This is a genomic window from Corynebacterium sp. CCUG 65737 (assembly GCF_024454115.1).
Lineage (GTDB): Bacteria > Actinomycetota > Actinomycetes > Mycobacteriales > Mycobacteriaceae > Corynebacterium > Corynebacterium genitalium.
The window spans coordinates 77,024-95,481 of record NZ_JAGPZB010000008.1 but is presented as its reverse complement, the minus strand read 5'-3'; the positions used below and the strand labels follow the sequence as shown (position 1 = coordinate 95,481).

Genomic DNA, 18,458 nt, shown 5'->3' with positions numbered 1-18,458 from the left:
GGAGAGCCAGCGCGCTGGGCGAAGGCGTGTCTCAGCGCTTCGCTTGCGCAGCCCTTAGGCCGTTCAAGATCACGATGACTTCGGCGACCTCGTGAACCAACACGACGGCGGCCAGGCCCAGCACGCCGCTGATCGCCAGCGGCATCAACACGATGATAATGGCCAGAGACAGCACGATGTTCTGGTTGATGATCCTGCTGCCTCGGCGGGCGTGCTGCAGCGCCTGCGGGATCAGCCGGAGGTCGTGGCCGGTGAAGGCGACGTCAGCGGACTCGATCGCGGCGTCAGAGCCGGTCGCTCCCATCGCGATGCCCACCGTTGCGCCCGCCAGTGCCGGAGCGTCGTTGATGCCGTCGCCGATCATCGCCGTCGGCGTCTTGGAGGAGAGTTCGGCGACGATGCTTGCCTTGTCCTCTGGGCGCAGCTCGGCGCGCACGTCGTCGATCCCGGCGATTTCAGCCAGCGCCCGGGCGGTGCGAGTGTTGTCACCGGTGAGCATGCTTACTTCCACGTCGTTGGCGTGCAGGGCCTGCACGGCTTCGGGCACCTCGGGCCGCAACTCGTCGCGGACCCCGATCGCCCCAGCGAGAGCGTCATCGACGGTGACTAGGACGCAGGTCTGGCCCTCGGACTCCATGCGCTCAACGTCCGCTTTCAGTGGCCCGGCGTCGATCCATCGGGGGCTGCCCACCAGCACCCGTCGGCCTTCGACGGTGCCGCCGATGCCATGCCCGGCTTCCTCGCTGATGTCCGAGGCGGTGGGCGCTTCAGGCCCCGCTGCCGCGATCGCCGCGGCGAGGGGGTGCGTCGATTGCTGCTCAACTGCCGCCGCGAAGGAAAGCACCTGCGCCCGATCGAATCCGTCTGTCGGGACCACCCCGGTAACCTCAGGCTGGTTGCGAGTAAGGGTTCCGGTCTTGTCCACTGCCAAGTGACGGATACCGCCGAGTCGCTCGAACGCCGCGCCGGACTTGATGACCACTCCGAACTGGCTGGCCGCGCCGATCGCGGCCACGACCGTCAGCGGCACGGAGATTGCCAGCGCGCACGGCGACGCTGCGACCAGAACCACTAACGCACGGGTGATCCACGTCTCTGGGTCGCCCAGCAGCGAGCCGATCACGCCGACCAGCACCGCCAGGATCATCACCCCGGGCACTAGGGGTTGGGCAATCCGGTCGGCGATCCGGGCGCGGTCGCCCTTTTCCGCCTGCGCCTGCTCGACCAGATCCACGAGTGTGGTCAGCGAGTTGTCTGTTCCAGCTGCGGTCGTTTCGACCTCCAGCACACCGGCGGAGTTGATCGCTCCCGCGGGGACCTCGTCGCCGGGCGCGACCTCCTCCGGAATGGATTCTCCGGTGATCGCTGAGGTGTCAAGGCTGGAGCGCCCAGACCGAATGATGCCGTCCGTGGCGATCCGCTCCCCGGGGCGCACGAGCATCAGCTCGCCAGCCACGAGGGCCTTCGCTGCGACCTCGACCGCCGTGCCGTCGCGTAGCACCGTCGCGGTCTGCGGTACCAACTTCAACAGTGCCCGCAGTCCGCCCTGGGCCCGGTCCATCGCCTTGTCTTCCAGCGCCTCGGCGATCGAGTATAGGAACGCTAGCGCCGCGGCCTCTCCGACGAAGCCGAGGATCACCGCGCCGACCGCGCTGATCGTCATCAGCAGGCCAATGCCGAGCTTGCGCTTCGTGACAAGGTTCCGGATCGCTCCAGGCGCGAACGTGTATGCGCCTAGCAGCAGGCTGACCCAGAACAGTCCTGTCGCGGGTGTCTCCAGCCCGGACCAGCCCAGTGCCAGGCCTATGCAGAGGGCTACGCCGGAGAAGATCGGCAGTAGCAACTCGGGGTCCTTCCACCATGGTCGATCGAGATCTTCGATCTCCGTGGCTGGTTCGTGTTCGCATCCACACGCCGAGCTCATGCGTCCGCCCCCTTCTCGCCGCAGCCGGGCACCGAGCACTCAGGGTCGATGCACGGGGCGTTTTCGTCGACAGCCAACGTCGCGTTCACCAGCGCGTCGAGCGCTGCCGCGAGGTGCGGATCGGCGATTTCGTAGCGAGTCTTGCGGCCCTCTGGCTCGGCGACGATGATGCCGCAGTCGCGCAAGCAGGTCAGGTGGTTCGAGACGTTCGAGCGGGTCAGGTCCAGGTCGCGCGCAAGCACGGCTGGGTAGCTCGGGCCGTCGAGTAGGGTCATCAGGATTCGGGAGCGCGTCGGATCCGCCATGGCCCGGCCGAGCCGGTTCATGACGTCGAGGCGTGAAGCAATAGTCAGCATGTGCTGAACTATACAGTATTCACTGAACGATTCAATACGTACTGAACTGACATTGAAGCGAAGAGCTTGCGACCTGCAGAAATTAGTCGATGGGGTAGCCGGTAACTGGGCTTTCGCGGTTCGGCTGCCAACCCAACGCGGGGGCGACATGGGTGGCGAAGTTGCCCAAGATCTTCACGTTGACGTCCACGCCCATGCCGGTGGGGATGGTGTTGAACAGGGGGTCGGCGGACATGACGGCGGGGTCGGCTTTGAGCTGCTAATGAGCTTGTCGGGCTCGGCGGCGTAGGTGCGGCCGAAAGTGGTGGAGCCGACATCAGGCAGCGCGCCTACTTGGTCGGAACCGGAGGCCTGCGGGCCGAACATCTGCATGTCCGCGCCGTCGACGATGGGAAAGATGGAGCGGGACACCGACACGCGCGGCGTCCAGGCGTGGCCCGCCTCCTTCCACGCGGCGCGGTAGCGGCCGATCTGATCCGCCTGGATTTCGCCCAGAGTCTCGGCGGTGGTCTCGGACACCAGGGTGGAGGACATCAGGTTCAGCCCGTCCTTCGCGGTCTGCTCCGCAGACGCGTGGGTGCCCGAGCCGTAGAAAATGTGCTTGCGCAGCTCGGGTGCCATGGGGAAGACGGGCAGGGCGGAGCCGGGCTGGAACATGTTGGGGTACTGACGCTCCAGCGGTGCGGCGGTGGCGAACCCGTTGCCGTCGACAGCGCCCATGAAGGTCTCGAGATGGGAGCGCGCCACGTCCGCGCCGTTGGGGGCCTCGCCCTTGTAGCCGAAGGCCTCCCAGCCGCGCTCGGCAACCTCGGGGGCACCGCGGGAAACGCCCAAGGCCACACGCCCGCCGGAGAGCTGATACAGGGAGGCGGCTTCTTCGGCGAGGTAGAGCGGGTTTTCGTAGCGCATGTCGATGACGCCGGTGCCCACCTCAATGTTTTTGGTGGTGGCGGCGACAGCACCAAGCAGCGGCATCGGGGCGGAGGCCTGCGGCACGAAGTGGTGGACGCGGAAGGAGGCATTGTTTACTCCGATCTCGTCCGCAGCCTGGGCGATCTCCAGGTGGATCTTGGCGATCTTTTCTGCAGACGGCCCGCGCTGACCTCCGAAGGCATACTGTCCGAAGCTTAAGAATCCAAACGCTTTCATCGGATAACACTACCTTTAATGACGTATCAACAACCAGGGTAATGCCTCGCATGAGGATTGTCACGGCTGGCGGCGGGTTGAAGAGTGCCGGGTTTTAGGAGCGGACGAGGCGGGTGATAGCGTCGGCAGCTTCGACGAGTTTTTCTTCGGCTGCTGGCCCGTCGGTTTGAGCCGCACGGACGACGCAGTGGCGCATATGGTCATCGAGCAGGCTCAGCGCGACATTGTTCAGAGCTGAGGTGATGGAGCTGATTTGGGTGAGGATATCGATGCAATACTTCTCTTCATCGATCATGCGATGAATCCCGCGGGCTTGGCCTTCAATGCGTTTCAACCGGGCCAGGTAGCGGTCTTTGTCACTGATATAGCCGTGGTCAGCGGAATCAGCATGCGGGGTATTGGTCATGGGCCTGCTTTCTTCGTGCATCAGAGTTGTCACAGCAGTGTCTCATGTTAGGCGTCCACGGTTTCGGGTGTCCGGCCCAGGGACCTGGCAGCACTGGCAGCTGGGGTTAGATCCAAGCGGCGCAGCAGCTGGGCGTTGAGGGCTACTACCACGGTGGAGGCCGACATCAGGATTGCACCCACGCTCATCGGCAGCACGAACCCGATCGGAGCCAGCACTCCAGCGGCCAAGGGGACGGCTGCGATGTTGTAGCCAGCCGCCCACCACAGGTTCTGCTTCATTTTCCGGTAAGTGGCCTCGGAGAGCTCATACACGGATAAGACCGAGCGGGGATCCGAGGAGGCCAGGATGACCCCGGCCGAGCTGATGGCCACATCGGTGCCGGCACCAATAGCAATGCCCACATCGGCCTGAGCCAAAGCTGGGGCGTCGTTGACCCCATCACCGACCATGGCCACTTTACGGCCCTCGGCCTGGAGTTCGGCGACCTTGGCGGATTTATCTTCGGGTCGGACCCCAGCAAAGACCCGGTCAATACCCAGCTCTTTGGCCACGGTCTCGGCCACGGCTTGGGCATCGCCGGTGATCATCACGACTTGGACCCCGTTGGCATGCAGGGCATCCACGGTGTCACGGGATTCTGGTCGGATTTCATCAGCTAGACGCAGCGCGCCGATAACCTGGCCATCGGCCAGCACGTGAAGAATGATCGCGCCTTCTTCGCGCCACTGCTCAGCAATGCCTAACTCATCTTGGGAGTGATGGTCTAACAGGTAGGGGCCCCCGACTTCAATGACCGTGTCATTGACCGTGGCTTTGACGCCCACAGCCGGGGAAGAGGAAAAATCAGTGGCGCCTGGCACATCGAGTTTCCGAGCGCGGGCAGCGCCGACAATGGCCTGCGCTAAGGGGTGTTCACTATCGGCTTCAGCAGCAGCGGCCAACGCTAACACCTCATCTTTGGTCCGATCACCGACGGGGTGGATCCCGGTGACGGTGGGTTCACCTTTGGTCAGCGTGCCGGTTTTATCGAACAGCACTGAATCCACGGTGCGCATCGACTCCAGCGCCAAGCGATCTTTGATCAGCACCCCGCCACGAGCTGCACGCTCGGTGGCAATCGATACCACCAATGGAATGGCGAGACCCAAGGCATGAGGACAAGCAATGACGAGCACCGTAATGGTGCGTACTACGGCGGTGTCGGGCATGCCCAGCATGGACCACGCCAGCGCGGTAATTACCGCAGCCCCGAAGGCGAACCAGAACAACCAGCCGGCGGCGGTATCGGCGATGCGTTGGGCTTTGGAGGAGGAGGCTTGGGCATCGGCGACCAGTTTCTGGATACCCGCCAGTGCGGTGTCATCTCCAGTGGCGGTGACTTTGACCCGCAGCCCGGAATCTGTGGCGACAGTGCCGGCCACGACGTGGTCGTTCAGACCGCGTCGAACGGTTTTGGATTCCCCGGTGACCATGGATTCATCCATGGACGCACTACCATCGATGATCTGACCATCGGCTGGGACCGCAGCCCCTGGCCGGACAATGACGACATCCCCAACGACCAGCTCCGCCGGCGTGACGGTGACGACATCATCGCCGTCGACCTTTTCGGCTTCATCCGGAAGCAAGGCGGCCAGCGAGTCTAAGGCGGAGGAGGTTTGGGCCAGGGAGCGCATTTCAATCCAGTGGCCTAACAACATAATGACCACCAGTAGGGCCAGTTCCCACCAGAAGTTCAGCTCGTGATCCAGGATGCCCAGGGTCGCCCCCAGGAGGCGACGAAGGCCACCGTGATGGCTAACCCGATAAGCAGCATCATGCCCGGTTGCCGGGACCGGATCTCGGAGACTGCCCCAGTCAGGAATGGCCGGCCGCCCCAGAAATAAATGACCGTACCCAGGATCGGCGATACCCACCACACCCACGCCGCGTCAGGTAACTGATAGCTCAAAAGGTCCGCGAACATCGGATCGAACGCGACCACTGGAATACCCAGCACCAACATGATCCAAAATAACCGCCGGAATTGTCCGACATGATCCCCGTGGCCCCCGTGGCCATGTCCGGCATGGCCTCCGTGCATCTCGTGGCCGGAATGGTGCTGGCCTTCCTGGCCGTGCCCACCTGGGGCGTGTTCGTGATGCTCATTCCCGTCGTGGCCCATGGCGCGATCTTGACTTGATTGATGATCCCCATGGTGGACGGCGGTTTCAGTAGCACGCTCCTGTTGATGCGCAGTGTGGTGTGTCGGGTGATGGTGGTCGCGATCAACCATGCCAGATTCCTTTCCGTGGAGGTGATCATGGATTGTTTTCGTACCCGGAGAACCTGCGAAACCCATGGACCGTGTAGCGCCTCGCGAGAGCCTGCGGGCCCTTCAGGTCGTTGGGCTAGGTGGCAGTTTCAAACCGATCATTCGCTCCCCTTCTACCTTATACCCCTATAGGGTATAACTCAATGGATTGAAACATTCAGCGATGCGTTGCACGACAGGAGTACAAATGAACAAGCTGACCAAGATAACTCGACTTGCTCTCGTCGCAGCATTGGGCACTTTGGCCCTGACCAGCTGTGCCGAACCCGGCGACGACGAGACTGCCCCAGAATCCGCGCCCACCCCAGACCAGGTGCAGACCGATACCCCCAAACAGCGCGCACGGCGACCAGGGCCACCAGCGCACGGGTGATCCACGTCTCTGGGTCGCCCAGCAGCGAGCCGACCACAAAACCCAGCAACGGTTCTGCGAGCAATGTGGTGAACCCGCAGGAGCCGACTCAGTTAACACGATCAGCACGGAAGGGGGAGACGTGCACGGTAGCGTCTACCAGGCGGGTCGGGATTGTCGTCGTCAACCAGCCGCCAACAATCCCTCCTGAGTGCATCGTCAAAGGCCCGAACTAGGGGATCTGCGGCCGTCGCCGCATCGACTTGAGCTCTGAACGCCGCTTCTTCGCTTCGCGGTGTCGCCGCACCGAGCCCTGCGTCGGTTTGGTTTTGCGGCGCGGGGGAGGGGGTGGGACGAGCGCCTCGCGCAACAGCGCGGCCATGCGCTCGCGGGCTTCGGCGCGGTTGCGGGCCTGCGACCGCTGGGTCGACGCGGCCACGGTGAGGACGGTGCCGTCCAAGCGGTGCTCGAGGTTGCGTAGGATGCGGCGACGTTGGGCGTCGGAAAGCGATGTGCACGCAGCGACATCGAGGGAGAGCTGCACCTTGCTGTCCGTGGTATTGACGCCCTGACCACCCGGCCCCGACGACTTCGAGAACCGTTCCGTCAGGTCGGCGGCGGCGATGACCACACCACCGGGGACCCCCGGGCCGGGCGCAATGGTCAGATCTTTCACGCTGCCCACCCTACAAGCGGATACTCACAGCTTTGGTATAGGCTCGGTGCTGGTGTGGGAGCTAGCCGCGCTCGGGGTAGCACACGAGGAGGTCGTCGCCGATGACGGCGCCGTCGTTGAGCGTGGCCTTGCTCACCTTAGCCCCATCAGCACCCATCCCCATGATGTGCTCAACTTCGTCGCCGTGGGCGAGGAGGTGGTCGGCGATGATGCGTCGGTGGCAGCGCCACCACACCGCCTCGGAGCACATGATCGCTGTGGGGGTTTCGGTGGCGCTCGCCCGTAACTGCGTGAGCGCGTCTGAGAACTCCTCGCCAAGCGCATGGTCGGCGTAATTGTGGAAGCTGCGGTTACGCCAGTTGCCGTTGACCTCAAACGGTACGGAGTGAGACACGTTGCGCTGCCCGGTCAGGCCCTCGCTTCTGCTGTAAGTGATGCCGTGCGTGGGAAGGTGTTCGGCGAGGTGGTCGTCGTTGAACCACGGGTACTTCCTGGACCCGGGCAGCTTGCGCACATCCACGATGGATTCCACACCGGCAGCCCTAATCATCTCGGTAAAGTCCTCGAACTCGAGGTTGGAGTGGCCCACAGTGAAAATGCGCATGCCTACAACGCTACGCGCGAGGCCGTCGCACCCGCATCAGTGTCCGAGTGAAGCAAGCTAGGCTTCGGGGTTGCCTACGCAGAACTCGTTGCCTTCCGGATCCTGCATGACTGTCCATACGAGCCCCGGCGCCTCGTGGGTGCCCAGTTCGGTGGCGCCCAAACCCTTGAGACGCTCCACTAGAGTCTCGCGTTCAACGCCGCCGCCATCGATATGCATGCGGTTTTTCCCAGGCGTGGGATCCTCAACGCGCTGAAACCCCAGCGCCGGAGTGGAATCGACCATGACGAAGTCACCGTAGTCCGCAGAGATCCCGCAGCCAGTTGCAGCTGACCAGAACTCGGCGAGCTTAGAAGGATCGTGGCAGTCGAAGGTGATTTGGCGGATACCGAAGGTGATGTCACTCATGGTCCCCATTGTGGGCGCGGGGCACCGCACCTGCAACGAGCTCAAGCAATCGCAGGGGAGTGTCGAATCCTAGCCGGAGTTCTCGATGTGGGTTTTCTTCATCGATGGAAAATCTGAAAGCGCAACCCGAGGTGGCTTTCGTTGGAACCTCAGCGGATTTCAAGTAATGCATTTATTTCCATTACCGGCATTGAATGATGATTACACCCGTCGAGCTAAATCCGGGTAGAGGAGCACCACCCCGTCATCGTCAACCTGCAGTTCGACATCGACTCCGCGCGTGCCGCTGGCGTAGCTCACCGTCTGAGAATCAACCGACGCGTAGTACTGGTCGGATGCGATCACCTGGAGCGACGGCATGTCGATCCACGCCATGATGAGTTTCGTTTCCGGTACTGCCGAGCCCAGCAAGCCTAACCGGCGTATCGGCATCGTGTTCGTGAGCGGGCATAGACCGAGGTCGCAATCGAGTGCTTGGGTGAGATCCTCACCCGTGGCGATGCCTGGCGGGGCCATGTCGGCCGGCTGTTGACCGTCCAGCGCAGTTTCGGAGGACCACTTTCCCGTAGCGGACCGGGAGAGGATCAAGCTCCGCTTCCAATCCTCGCCCACAACGGATACGGCAACCCGCTGAGTCGTCCAGTTGTCCCGCGCGTCGAGCTGCCATTCCGCCTTGTAGTCGGAGCCGGTCTGAGTGCCAGTGGCCGCCAGCCCGCCCACTTCGAACCGAACTGTTGTCTCGTTTCGGATGCGGCGATCGCTGACGTGCTCCCACTCATAACTGCGTTCCATGTCGGCGAGTTTAGCCCGCAGCAGAATCAAGCCTGTAGGGCTGAAACATGGATGGAGGGAGGATCAAGGCGGTTTTACATGTTTAATATCGCCCTCCGCGGCGGCACGGTAACGTTTTCCCAGGTGGGATCTTCGCCAACTGACTGAAAGGCGATACTAAAAATCTAGATCCGCCGAGACCCGGGGGCGTATGCGGCGGAGCGGAGCCTTCCTAACCACTAACCGGCGGTGAAGCCGAAAAGCCAAGAATGGTATGTGGCCCCGATGGCACGAAGGGACTGCTGGATCTCGTGGTCTAGGTCGAAGGGCTTCTCTGTGCGGCGTTTGACCCATTTGCCGTTCACTCGTTCCAGTTTCCAAGACGCGCCAATACTCCACGAACGGTGGGTACTCCATTGGACGCTAGTCAAGGGGACGGCTTCGCTATAGTGCCCTCTGCGTCCAGTTCACTGACGGTCCCTGCGCTTGAATCCCGTAGGTGTTTCCGTGAGCGTGATGGTGAACCATTGGCCGTGGGGCAATGAGTCTGGGACGGATTCGATAACCACGCTGTCCGGGGTGGTGAACACGCGGCAGGGGTTTCTGCGAGGCGGCGAGACAGTTCTGTCGCCAGGGCGATAACGCCAGGAGTGTCGGTGGTGAAGTGAGGAGGGACGTAGGGGACACCGTTGGGCGTTGGGGAGCCATAGCCCGGTTCTGTGACGTCTTCTGCGAGGTGAAAGAACAGCGCTCCGGCAATATTCACGAGTACGAACACGATAAGAAACCCGACGGCGATGGTCGCATCGATGTTCATGGCCTCATTCTAGACTGCTCAGCGAGGTAGGCTGTGAGGAAACTGAGCAAGGAGGACGAAATGGCGGAGTCGCACGAAGCGCCCAATGTTCGAGTAGGGGATACGGAGCGCTCGACGGCGTTGGACCGGCTGGGGGAGCACTTCGCCAATGGATATCTCACGCCGGCGGAGTTTGAGGAGCGTTCCGGCCAGGCTGCGGCTGCGCGCACCCGCGGTGAAATTAGCGCGCTGTTCACAGATTTGCCTGAGGTCAGTGAGGGTCCGGCTCCGGCGCCAGCGCATCGTGACTCTGATGCCGAGTTGGAGAACATGATTGCCCGTAAACGCAAGCTCGACAGCGCTTTGGCGGTGTTGTGGGCAGCGACGATGACCATGTTCTTCTTGGGCATGTTCGTGTTCAGCTGGGACTACTTTTGGGTCGTCTTACCCGTCGCGGGTGTGTTGACAGCGGGTTTGTACACCTTCTACGGGATCAGCGATGAAGACGATGAGGTGCTCGAAGAAATCATGGAAGACGCCAACAAGGAGCGCGCTGAGCGTCTCCGCTTGGCGCACCAGCGGCGCAAAGAGTTGGGGAAGTAGGCCTTAGACCGGCAGTCCGCGGTCGCGTCGCCGCTGCCTGTTTACTAACGCTGCGGCTGTCGCGGCGACGAGCATGACGTTGACCACCCATACCGCGTGCTGGCCGCCGACGAACGCGCCGACGAACCGTTGCGACATTTTCACCAACGTGCCCGTCATGTAGGTCAGGGAGATGCTCACTTCGCCGCCGCGCTCGAACGTGGAGTTCATGGCACCCACAGTGAAGGACAGCACATACACCGCGAGCTTATCGACGCCTCCCGCCACCAACCCCGAAGCCACCGTCGACGTGAGACAAATGAACAGGAGGATAGCTTCGCGGGTGCGTGTCGGCGGCAGGTACCGCTGGCCCAGCTGGCTGATCAACGCTCCTACTGCGACGCTGATGAGGAATATCAGCATGATGCTGCCAGCGATGGTGGCCACGTCCCATTTGCCGGCGTTCACGGCGGCGGTCATGCGCGTGGTGTTTCCTCCGTGAGCTCTAGCGGCGGTTAGACATACGGGTCGAGAACCTGCGAACGGGTGATCTTCGGGATCAGCACGATCGCAATGGCGGCCGCGATCAGGTACACCGCGCCCTCGACTGTCCAGTTCCAGGGAGTACTGGTTTCCAGTCCCATGCCTATTGCGAGGGTGGAGCCGACATGCATACCTCCGTGAATACCGCAGGCTGCCCACACTGAGCGAAAATGAACCGCGAGAGCCCCGGCGAGCAGTGCGAAAGCAAAAGTGGGGAAAAGGTAGAGGAATCGTTGTGCTATTCCGTCCTGGCCGCCGCTAGAGACCAGGTGGAGGATCGCGAACACCGCCGCAGAGAGCAGGAGGGCAGGAACCGGCCGCATCCGAGCGCTCTGCAACAGGTAACCGCGGAAAAGGAATTCTTCACCGATGCCTTGAGCCACGTAGGCGGTGAGGAGTACTTCGAACACCACGACACCCCACGGGCTCGGATTGGCACCGGTGGATTCCGTGGTGGCATGTGTCAATCCAAAGGCATTGGTGAGCCATGCGGAGAACAGGGTGATGAGCGCGGCGAGAAGGGTACCGGCAAGAATGGCCGGAAGCGCGCGGCGGTCAAGCACCAGCCCGGCGGCGCGTGCGGGGCGACCGTCGATGAAGCGGGTGAGCGCCCATGTGAGAAGTAGGTAGGTGACCAACATGATGGTCGTCGCCGCTGCAGTCACAGCCAATGCGGCCCACGGGTTGTCACCGTTCAACGCATTGTTGACTCCGGGTAGCAAAGCGAAGGGGACACTAGAGAGCGCGGCCACGAACAGGGCAACGACGGTCAGCGCGCACCGGGCGATCAGCGGAACCCTTGGACGGGGCCGGGCATCCGGCTCCTGCCCTTGAGTGGCAGTGGTTGAGCGCTCGAGAGAGTGGTCGTCGGGCATGGGCGAGTTCTGTTGAGAGTGCATGCGGTGAGATTAAGACCAGACGAGCCGTCCCCACATCGGGCTGCGGTCACGGTTTTCGCCGCTAAAAGTCATGACCGTGGTCATGGGGTTTGCACCCGCGACCGCTTTAGGATGATGTTATGACACGATTACCTGCGCCTGAGCGCACCTCATCGCCTGAGCAGGATGCGTTGGCGGGTGCGGTGCGCCGTGACCGGAGCGTCGATAGTTTTGGTGCAGATGAACTGATCGGCTGGATGTTCGTGCCTAGCTTGGGTGCCACGGTGTTTCAGGCGGTGGAACTCTTCATTGCCGGCCGAAGGGGAGCGTCGGCGGTCTTGGTCACCGGCGTGCTGAGTGTTGCGGCGCTGGTGGTACTTCGGCAACGGGTCAATGCCGGCACCGCGCGCGTTCGGGGTGCGTTGGTGTTGTGCATCCTGGCCAGCTTGACCATGATCGTGGCGAACGTCATGGCTGTGCCGTTGATGATGATGGCGCTGACCGTGCTCATCGTCGATGTCTCTTTGCTCGCCGGGATCGTTGCGTGGGTGCTTTTCGGAGTCTTTTTGCTGGTCTTGGGGTGGTGGTTCGGGATTGAGGATGGAGGCCTTTTAGGCAATCTCGTTTCAACGCAGCTGTTGACGGGCTTCGGGATTGCGCTTGGGGCAGCTCTGGCGGATTTGGAACGCCGCCGTGTTGAAGCGACGAGCTTGGCTGCGGAGGTGCAGCGTGGCGCTGTCGTGGAGAAGGAGCTCGTGTTGGCACAGGAGCGCCAGCGGGCGGCCCGAGAGCTTCATGACGGCTTGGGGCATAGCTTGACCTTGGTTGGGATGTCGCTCGAGTACGCGGACCGGATGCATGGCCGCGACCCTGAAGGGGCGATGGAGCAGGTTCGCACGGCTCGCGCGTTGACGGTGGAGGCACTCGATGAAATGAGGCTATGGGTCAGGGCGCTCAATCCTGTGCGATCTGACCAGCTGCGCGGCCGTGAAGCGCTCGACGCGATCGCGGAATCGTTTCGCGGTACCGGTGTCGTGGTGGGTCTGGACGTCGACGAGCCTTTCCCTAACCTTGGCCATGCAGGTGACTTATTGGTGCTCAGATTCGTCCAGGAGGGATTGACGAATGCGTTGCGGCATTCGAACGCCCGCGTCATCGAGGTCGAAGCCACTGCGTGCGGGGACACTATCCAGGTTGCAGTGGCGAATCGCATTGCGCCAGAGGCAACGCAGCTTGACGACGGACCCTTACCCGAAGGCTTCGGATTGCGCAGCTTGCGCGAACGCGCAGAAGATCTTGGCGGGACGGTCATGGCGCAAGCGGAAGACGGTCAAGTGCGTCTCGTCCTCACGCTGCCGTACCGGGAGGCGGCGGTGTCGTGAGTGCCACTGTGCGGGTTGTGCTTGTCGACGATCACCAGCTCATGCGACGCGGTCTGAGCATGCTGTTAGGCACCGTGGGCGAGGTTGAGGTGGTGGGTGAGGCGGCTGACGGGGCGGAGGCACTGACCGTCATCGAGTGCACAGACCCCGACGCGGTTCTCGCCGATGCACGCATGCCCGGAATGGACGGGCTTGAGCTGACTGCCCAATGCGCACGGCGTCATCCCGGTGTGCCTGTCATTATTCTCACCACGTTTGACGACACCCCTGTCGTTGAGGGCGCTTTGGCGGCGGGAGCGGCTGGCTTCTTGTTGAAAGACAGTTCCACAGATGACCTCGTCAGCGCGGTGCGCGCGGCCGTCTCCGGCGGTTTGGTCATCGATCCCCGTGTAGCGCGCACGGTCATGAAGGAGAGCTCGGCATCCTCGTCGGCTCGGGAGGCGGGAGATTCTAACGGCTTCGGCATCAGCGTGGACGCGCTCCTGGAACAGCTGACTCCCACTGAGAGACGCGTCGCCTCGCTCATCTCCCGCGGGTGGAATAACCGCGAAATTGCCGGCGACCTCGTGCTGGCCGAAGGAACTGTCAAGAATCACGTGTCTGCTGTCATGCGGAAACTCTTGGTGCACGACCGGACCCGGCTCGCGCTGCTCTTGCGGGACCACGAGGACAAGCTCTAAGGCGCCAGCTCAAACGCGATCGGCTCGCTCTCGATGCCGTTGACTACGACGGACACGGCCTGCGTGCCGGGGTAGTAGGTGCGGGTCCCAGTCACGCGGAATGGGTGTGTCTTGGAAATTTCAAGCTCCTCGCCCGGCGCGAGAGTGAAACGGCCGAAGCGGAAGACAGTGGGGCGGCGGCCACCGTTGGCTTTGAGGAAGTGCAGTTTGTAATCCACGAGGACATCGCGCGCGGTGTCGCCGTGGTTGACCAGTGTGGCGGTGAGTTCGACGCTAGACCCAATCGCTGCAGCAACCGGGAATGCCACCGAGTGCAGTTCAATGCCCGCGTCCGGCGCGAAACCGACCACGTCGAGCGCTTCATGGTGGGACTGCTTCACCAGGCCGCGCAGGCTGCGTTCGACCACCCAGGTGACCTCGGGGGAGTCGTTTTCTTCGCGCCACCGCCGCGCTGTCGCCACCGCGAGGTCCGGGTGCGTCTTCGCGATGTCATTGAGGTTGTTGGCCACGGATGTGCGCACGTACAGCGACTCGTCGTTGTAGAGACGGTCGAGCACCGGCAGGATGGGTGACGGATCTTCAGTGAACGGCCTGTGGACGGCGGCCCAGGGGAGGCGGGGGCGGATGCCTTCCGTCGATAAGCGGCGGACATTGTGCGAGTCTGACCGCGACCATGCGTGGACACGCTCCATCGTGGCCTCCGGGTAGCGCGTCAGGAACGGCCGCACCGCCCACTCGCCGGTGAACACGCGGGTCAGTGCCTCAATCGCGTCAAGCGAGACCTCCGGATGCTCCAGCCCGTAGTCCTCGATGTAGCGGCTGACCGGCCACAGGTGGAACGAGTGGTTGAAATAGCCCTCGCCCTCCGCGAGTTCAGGCCCAAGCTTATCGACGATTCCCGCCGCCACCTCCGGATATTCACCCGGTAACCGATCCTTCAGGCCGGCGGCGAACACGCTGACGCGGTCTTTGATCTCAAGGTCGTCGACGCGCGGGGAGACCCAGGCGGCGTACTCCTCGGCGTCGATCCCGAGCTGCTCGCCGAGCTTGTGCGCGGTATCTGCGCCGAAGTAGTACTTCATCTTCATGGCAGCCACTGTACAGTCGTTCGATTAACCGGGCGGTTCGCAGCTCGCCCCCTACCAGCGAGGAGGCCCGGCAACTAGCTGGCTAGAGCATCACATCCACCACGAAGAACGCGTCTGAGGCAAACGTCAGGATGGGTTTGATCACGCTGTCTCATTGCAGTTTTCGTGCGGTGAAGGACTAAACCGGCAAACCGCGGTTGCGCAGGCGCTGCCGGTTGATAATCGCAACGAGAGCGCCGAACACAATCAGAGCGTTAACGATGTACACGGCATCGGTGCCGAACAACACATATGCGCGACCACCAAGCAGGGCGCCGCACGCCAGAGACGCCCACAAGGCGAAGTGTCCGAGCCAATGCTTGTGGGGGTCACCGAAGAGCGCACCCACAAAGCGCTGGGACATCTTCACCAAGGTCCCCGTCATATAGGTCAGAGCGATCGAGACTTCACCGTCACGCTCGAACGTCGAGTTCATAGCACCTACGGTGAAAGAAAGCATGTACATCGCCGCGAGCTGAGCATCGACAGTAATGAGAATTGATGCGAACGTTGAAGTTAGGCAAATGAACAGGAGAACCGCTTCGCGCGTGCGCGTGTGCGGGAGCATCCGACGTCCCAACTGGCTAATGGCTGCGCCTACGCCGACACCTACGAGAAACGTGATCATGATGCTTCCGGTGAGGCCGGCGACTTCCCAGCGCCGCTCGCTCATTGCGGCGGTCAAGCGGGTGGTGTTGCCCGACATGAACGAGAGGAAGTACCCCCCGAGGTACATGAATCCGATGGTGTCCACGAATCCCGTGATCGAAGACAGGTAAATGGCCAAGGCACGCTCAGCATTACGGTACCCCTTCATTTAACTTTCCTTTCTAGAGATGGCACTCGAAAAAGGTTAGTGAGCCGATTCATGGGATCCCCGGAAAGAGAAATAACGGGTCACTGAGAATGAAAATGCGAACCTGTGAGCCGGAGGGCTGTCTGCTGTTGGTCATTCGGCCATTTCCGTCGGCCTGATGTAGTGAAGCGTGCGTGGTCCACGGCACTCAACGGAAGTATGAGTGAACCTAGTGAAACGGATGGTTAATGAAGTTGGGCACCATTTTGTTCAAGGGATTGTGCCCATGGTCTGTGCGGAAGCTGTGGGAACAGGGCAATCTCTTCGAACAGAACATTAAAACGATCTGGTCGATGCAGTCGTTCGTGCGCAGGTCGCCTTCCGCCGGCGTGCCGATTCCTAGGTGACCGATGAGGGTAGAGAAACGCGTCAGTCGCAACCAACCGGCTCAGAGCGTAGGTGCTATCTCTCGTGTCGCGAGAATAGGGGCCCGCAACGGTCTTCGGGGGTTACGTTGCTCGTCAGTCTAACGCGGCCGTTAGTCCGCAAAGCTAGAGTGCTCACAACGTAGGCGATGGTCAAGAGAAGAACCGGAATTGTGCAAGTGGTTATATTTTGCTCGCTGCCTGGCAAACCGAGGGTTCATTCCGCCTTCTCACACTGCAGCTTCGGGTCGGCGCATATGCAACGAAATCGCCGAGACGTACTGGGGCTAATGCACCGTAGTCCTCGATGTAGCGGCTGACGGGCCACAGGTGGAACGAGTGGTTGAAATAGCCCTCGCCCTCCGCGAGTTCAGGCCCAAGCTTATCGACGATTCCCGCCACCACCTCCGGATACTCACCCGGCAACCGATCCTTCAGGCCGGCGGCGAACACGCTGACGCGGTCTTTGCTCTCAATGTCGTCGACGCGCGGGGCGATTAGAACGCCGCAATCAGGCCAACCAGCAACATGAGCCCACCGATGAGCATTGTCGTGACGGGTAGCACGACGTTGACATCGTTCCCGTGGACGGGGGCGGTGAAGTGCTGCGGGTAGTTCGGGTCGTAGATCACCGTCACGATCTGGCCGATGCGGTTGTTCATCCCCACATCAGAATGGGCCGGCTGCCCCAGAAGCGGCTGGCCGTCGACAGTGGTGAATTCAATCGTTTCGACCATGGTGCGCTCCACCCGCGTACGGTTGCCTCTATCCTGGGTGCGCTTTTCGTGCATGAACGAATCCACGACCCGGCCTTCCACACGCACACCATGCGAGGCGAGTCTCTCGAGGGACATGTAGTCAGAGATGCCTTTGAAAATGACCACTGCGGCCATGATGAGAAGAATGTAATCCATTGGTTCCACGCTTCAGTGTTGGGTGCCTATTCATCATGTGTAACGCGCCGGGGAGGGGGTAAGTTCGGGACTGGTCTGAAAAGAGCTAGGTAAACAGGAAGATCAGGGCAACCAACGCGAAGAATCCGCCGGCGGCCATCGTCACAAACGGCTCAATGACACTAATCTCTGCATCCTCGGACGCCGGGGCCAAGAAATTGTTCGGAGAGTCTGGGTCGTAGATCACCCGGACAGTCATACCCATCCGGTTGCGTTCGCCGACTCCATCAGACGGCCGGCCGAGAATCGGGGTTCCGTCAACAGTGTGAAACTCGATGGTCTCGATCATGTTGCGGTCGGTTTTACTGCGACCTTTGAAATCTGTAGTGGGAGTCTCCCGCAGGTAGGTGTCAACAACGCGACCTGTGACACGCACACCCTTCTGCGCGAAGCGCTCGCGGGACTTGTAATCCCTGTAACCCAGGAAGACGAGAAGCGCCGCCGCGGCGAACAAGGCTGCGCTGAACATCACACACTCCCTAGCCGGTGTTCCTAAGCGGATTTCCCGGACTTGCTGGACTTGCCGGATTTCTTCTTGTCCAGCGAGGCTTTCAGAGCTTCCAGGAGGTCGACCACGTCCGCGTCGTCACCGTCGTCGCTGCTGTCGGAGTCGGCGTCAGCATCCTTCCCGAAGGTTTTCGAGGTGTCCAGAGTGTCGCCGGACTCGAATTTCGCGTCGATAAGCTTGCGCAGTTCGATCTGGTAGTCGTCAGAGAACTCATCCGGGGTGAAGTCTGAGGAATATTGCTCGACGAGCGCGGCGGAGAGCTCAAGCTCCTTGTCGCCGATCTTCGCACGCGAATTGACGCCCTTGAAGTTCACATCGCGGATCTCGTCGGCCCAGAGCATGCCCTGCAACACGAGGGTTTTGTCACGCACGAGCAGCGCGCCCAGGCGGGTCTTGTTGCGCAGGGCGTACTTCACCACGGCCATACGGTCGGTGTTCTTGAGTGTTTCCCGCAGCAAAAGGTAGGACTTGGGCGTCTTGCCGACGGGCTCGAGGTAATAGGCCTTCTCCGCCATGATCGGGTCGATCTGATCGGCGGGAACGAACTGGACGACTTCGATCTCGTTGTTGTTCGCCTCCGGCAGGGACTCGAAATCGTCGGCGGTGAGCACGACTGTCTCGCCGTCTTCTTCGAAGGCCTTATCGATGTTCTTGTATTCGACCTTCTCGCCGCACACCTCGCATCGGCGCTCATAGCGGATGCGGCCGCCGTCCTTGTCGTGGACCTGGTGAAAAGAAATGTCGTGGTCTTCGGTCGCCCCGTAGGCCTTGACCGGGACGTTGACGAGGCCGAAGGTGATGGAACCGCTCCAAATTGCGCGCATA

General features: G+C 61.7%; 19 protein-coding genes and 2 pseudogenes. 5 read left to right on the top strand and 16 right to left on the bottom strand.

What is annotated here, in order from left to right; translation table 11 throughout:
* Positions 1-31: 31 nt before the first annotated feature.
* The 5 genes and pseudogenes from KBX17_RS07875 to KBX17_RS07855 all read right to left on the bottom strand — a co-directional run bounded on the left by KBX17_RS07875 (position 32) and on the right by KBX17_RS07855 (position 5,843).
* Positions 32-1,924, bottom strand: coding sequence for a cation-translocating P-type ATPase (locus KBX17_RS07875; protein ID WP_256019271.1), 1,893 nt, complete (start codon positions 1,922-1,924; stop codon positions 32-34).
* Positions 1,921-2,280, bottom strand: coding sequence for a helix-turn-helix transcriptional regulator (locus KBX17_RS07870; protein WP_076600005.1), 360 nt, complete (start codon positions 2,278-2,280; stop codon positions 1,921-1,923). Before KBX17_RS07870 ends, KBX17_RS07875 begins: the two co-directional genes overlap by 4 nt.
* 82 nt (positions 2,281-2,362) lie before the next feature.
* Positions 2,363-3,429: pseudogene (locus tag KBX17_RS07865) on the bottom strand (LLM class flavin-dependent oxidoreductase).
* Between the two features lie 94 nt (positions 3,430-3,523).
* Positions 3,524-3,835, bottom strand: a complete 312-nt coding sequence (locus tag KBX17_RS07860; RefSeq protein ID WP_256019269.1) for a metal-sensitive transcriptional regulator — start codon at positions 3,833-3,835, stop codon at positions 3,524-3,526.
* 47 nt (positions 3,836-3,882) lie between these two features.
* A pseudogene (locus KBX17_RS07855) lies at positions 3,883-5,843 on the bottom strand (heavy metal translocating P-type ATPase).
* Between the two features lie 30 nt (positions 5,844-5,873).
* Between KBX17_RS07855 and KBX17_RS07850 the strand changes: the two are divergent.
* Complete coding sequence (locus KBX17_RS07850) at positions 5,874-6,020, top strand: hypothetical protein (protein WP_256019286.1); 147 nt, start codon at positions 5,874-5,876, stop codon at positions 6,018-6,020.
* A 716-nt stretch (positions 6,021-6,736) separates the two neighbouring features.
* Here KBX17_RS07850 and arfB read toward each other — a convergent pair.
* From arfB to KBX17_RS07830, 4 genes are all read right to left on the bottom strand, one after another.
* Positions 6,737-7,180 (bottom strand): alternative ribosome rescue aminoacyl-tRNA hydrolase ArfB, encoded by a 444-nt coding sequence (arfB, locus tag KBX17_RS07845; protein WP_256019268.1) that lies wholly within the window; start codon positions 7,178-7,180, stop codon positions 6,737-6,739.
* Positions 7,181-7,241: 61 nt separating this feature from the next.
* Positions 7,242-7,784, bottom strand: a complete 543-nt coding sequence (locus KBX17_RS07840; protein WP_256019267.1) for a DUF488 family protein — start codon at positions 7,782-7,784, stop codon at positions 7,242-7,244.
* Positions 7,785-7,841: 57 nt separating this feature from the next.
* Positions 7,842-8,192 carry a VOC family protein gene (locus KBX17_RS07835; protein WP_255995224.1) on the bottom strand — a complete coding sequence of 117 codons (351 nt, stop codon included), beginning with the start codon at positions 8,190-8,192 and terminating at the stop codon, positions 7,842-7,844.
* A 201-nt stretch (positions 8,193-8,393) separates the two neighbouring features.
* Positions 8,394-8,984, bottom strand: a complete 591-nt coding sequence (locus KBX17_RS07830) for a putative glycolipid-binding domain-containing protein (protein WP_256019264.1) — start codon at positions 8,982-8,984, stop codon at positions 8,394-8,396.
* 856 nt (positions 8,985-9,840) lie between these two features.
* On the opposite strand from KBX17_RS07830, the gene KBX17_RS07825 reads away from it, so the two are divergent.
* Complete coding sequence (locus KBX17_RS07825) at positions 9,841-10,362, top strand: DUF1707 domain-containing protein (RefSeq protein ID WP_256019263.1); 522 nt, start codon at positions 9,841-9,843, stop codon at positions 10,360-10,362.
* A 3-nt stretch (positions 10,363-10,365) separates the two neighbouring features.
* Here the strand turns inward: KBX17_RS07825 and KBX17_RS07820 are convergent, their stop codons facing one another.
* Together KBX17_RS07820 and KBX17_RS07815 are read right to left on the bottom strand one after the other, a co-directional pair.
* Positions 10,366-10,956: a DUF1275 family protein gene (locus KBX17_RS07820; protein ID WP_256019283.1), complete on the bottom strand. Its 591-nt coding sequence runs from the start codon at positions 10,954-10,956 to the stop codon at positions 10,366-10,368.
* Positions 10,857-11,783 (bottom strand): CPBP family intramembrane glutamic endopeptidase, encoded by a 927-nt coding sequence (locus tag KBX17_RS07815; RefSeq protein ID WP_256019261.1) that lies wholly within the window; start codon positions 11,781-11,783, stop codon positions 10,857-10,859. The genes KBX17_RS07820 and KBX17_RS07815 overlap by 100 nt, the downstream gene beginning before the upstream one ends.
* Positions 11,784-11,902: 119 nt before the next feature.
* Here KBX17_RS07815 and KBX17_RS07810 point away from each other — a divergent pair, with 119 nt between their 5' ends.
* Both KBX17_RS07810 and KBX17_RS11555 read left to right on the top strand, forming a co-directional pair.
* The gene (locus KBX17_RS07810; RefSeq protein ID WP_256019259.1) at positions 11,903-13,144 is read left to right on the top strand and encodes a sensor histidine kinase; all 1,242 of its coding nucleotides are present in this window, start codon (positions 11,903-11,905) and stop codon (positions 13,142-13,144) included.
* Complete coding sequence (locus KBX17_RS11555) at positions 13,141-13,824, top strand: response regulator transcription factor (RefSeq protein ID WP_255995232.1); 684 nt, start codon at positions 13,141-13,143, stop codon at positions 13,822-13,824. Before KBX17_RS07810 ends, KBX17_RS11555 begins: the two co-directional genes overlap by 4 nt.
* On the opposite strand, the gene KBX17_RS07800 is transcribed toward KBX17_RS11555, so the two are convergent.
* Together KBX17_RS07800 and KBX17_RS07795 are read right to left on the bottom strand one after the other, a co-directional pair.
* A complete protein-coding gene (locus tag KBX17_RS07800; protein ID WP_256019258.1) occupies positions 13,821-14,912 on the bottom strand; it encodes a DNA alkylation repair protein in 1,092 nt (363 codons plus the stop codon). The two genes, KBX17_RS11555 and KBX17_RS07800, sit on opposite strands and share 4 nt — an antisense overlap.
* Before the next feature lie 178 nt (positions 14,913-15,090).
* Positions 15,091-15,768, bottom strand: coding sequence for a YoaK family protein (locus KBX17_RS07795; RefSeq protein ID WP_005290893.1), 678 nt, complete (start codon positions 15,766-15,768; stop codon positions 15,091-15,093).
* 743 nt (positions 15,769-16,511) lie between these two features.
* Between KBX17_RS07795 and KBX17_RS07790 the strand changes: the two genes are divergently transcribed.
* Positions 16,512-16,673, top strand: coding sequence for a hypothetical protein (locus KBX17_RS07790; protein ID WP_256019256.1), 162 nt, complete (start codon positions 16,512-16,514; stop codon positions 16,671-16,673).
* Here the strand turns inward: KBX17_RS07790 and KBX17_RS07785 are convergent.
* From KBX17_RS07785 to KBX17_RS07775, 3 genes are all read right to left on the bottom strand, one after another.
* Positions 16,670-17,086, bottom strand: a complete 417-nt coding sequence (locus tag KBX17_RS07785; protein ID WP_255995235.1) for a DUF3592 domain-containing protein — start codon at positions 17,084-17,086, stop codon at positions 16,670-16,672. The genes KBX17_RS07790 and KBX17_RS07785 overlap by 4 nt on opposite strands.
* 85 nt (positions 17,087-17,171) lie before the next feature.
* Positions 17,172-17,594: a DUF3592 domain-containing protein gene (locus tag KBX17_RS07780; protein WP_256019254.1), complete on the bottom strand. Its 423-nt coding sequence runs from the start codon at positions 17,592-17,594 to the stop codon at positions 17,172-17,174.
* A 23-nt stretch (positions 17,595-17,617) separates the two neighbouring features.
* Positions 17,618-18,457, bottom strand: a complete 840-nt coding sequence (locus KBX17_RS07775) for a Ku protein (RefSeq protein ID WP_256019253.1) — start codon at positions 18,455-18,457, stop codon at positions 17,618-17,620.
* Between the last annotated feature and the right edge of the window lies 1 nt (position 18,458).

What these genes read in the sequence shown, in the direction of transcription:
- KBX17_RS07875 (WP_256019271.1), bottom strand. Translation starts at nt 1,924, where the DNA reads ATGAGCTCGGCGTGTGGATGCGAACACGAACCAGCCACGGAGATCGAA.
- KBX17_RS07870 (WP_076600005.1), bottom strand. Translation starts at nt 2,280, where the DNA reads ATGCTGACTATTGCTTCACGCCTCGACGTCATGAACCGGCTCGGCCGG.
- KBX17_RS07860 (WP_256019269.1), bottom strand. Translation starts at nt 3,835, where the DNA reads ATGACCAATACCCCGCATGCTGATTCCGCTGACCACGGCTATATCAGT.
- KBX17_RS07850 (WP_256019286.1), top strand. Translation starts at nt 5,874, where the DNA reads ATGATCCCCGTGGCCCCCGTGGCCATGTCCGGCATGGCCTCCGTGCAT.
- KBX17_RS07840 (WP_256019267.1), bottom strand. Translation starts at nt 7,784, where the DNA reads ATGCGCATTTTCACTGTGGGCCACTCCAACCTCGAGTTCGAGGACTTT.
- KBX17_RS07835 (WP_255995224.1), bottom strand. Translation starts at nt 8,192, where the DNA reads ATGAGTGACATCACCTTCGGTATCCGCCAAATCACCTTCGACTGCCAC.
- KBX17_RS07830 (WP_256019264.1), bottom strand. Translation starts at nt 8,984, where the DNA reads ATGGAACGCAGTTATGAGTGGGAGCACGTCAGCGATCGCCGCATCCGA.
- KBX17_RS07825 (WP_256019263.1), top strand. Translation starts at nt 9,841, where the DNA reads ATGGCGGAGTCGCACGAAGCGCCCAATGTTCGAGTAGGGGATACGGAG.
- KBX17_RS07815 (WP_256019261.1), bottom strand. Translation starts at nt 11,783, where the DNA reads ATGCACTCTCAACAGAACTCGCCCATGCCCGACGACCACTCTCTCGAG.
- KBX17_RS07810 (WP_256019259.1), top strand. Translation starts at nt 11,903, where the DNA reads ATGACACGATTACCTGCGCCTGAGCGCACCTCATCGCCTGAGCAGGAT.
- KBX17_RS07800 (WP_256019258.1), bottom strand. Translation starts at nt 14,912, where the DNA reads ATGAAGATGAAGTACTACTTCGGCGCAGATACCGCGCACAAGCTCGGC.
- KBX17_RS07795 (WP_005290893.1), bottom strand. Translation starts at nt 15,768, where the DNA reads ATGAAGGGGTACCGTAATGCTGAGCGTGCCTTGGCCATTTACCTGTCT.
- KBX17_RS07785 (WP_255995235.1), bottom strand. Translation starts at nt 17,086, where the DNA reads ATGGATTACATTCTTCTCATCATGGCCGCAGTGGTCATTTTCAAAGGC.
- KBX17_RS07780 (WP_256019254.1), bottom strand. Translation starts at nt 17,594, where the DNA reads ATGTTCAGCGCAGCCTTGTTCGCCGCGGCGGCGCTTCTCGTCTTCCTG.
- KBX17_RS07775 (WP_256019253.1), bottom strand. Translation starts at nt 18,457, where the DNA reads ATGCGCGCAATTTGGAGCGGTTCCATCACCTTCGGCCTCGTCAACGTC.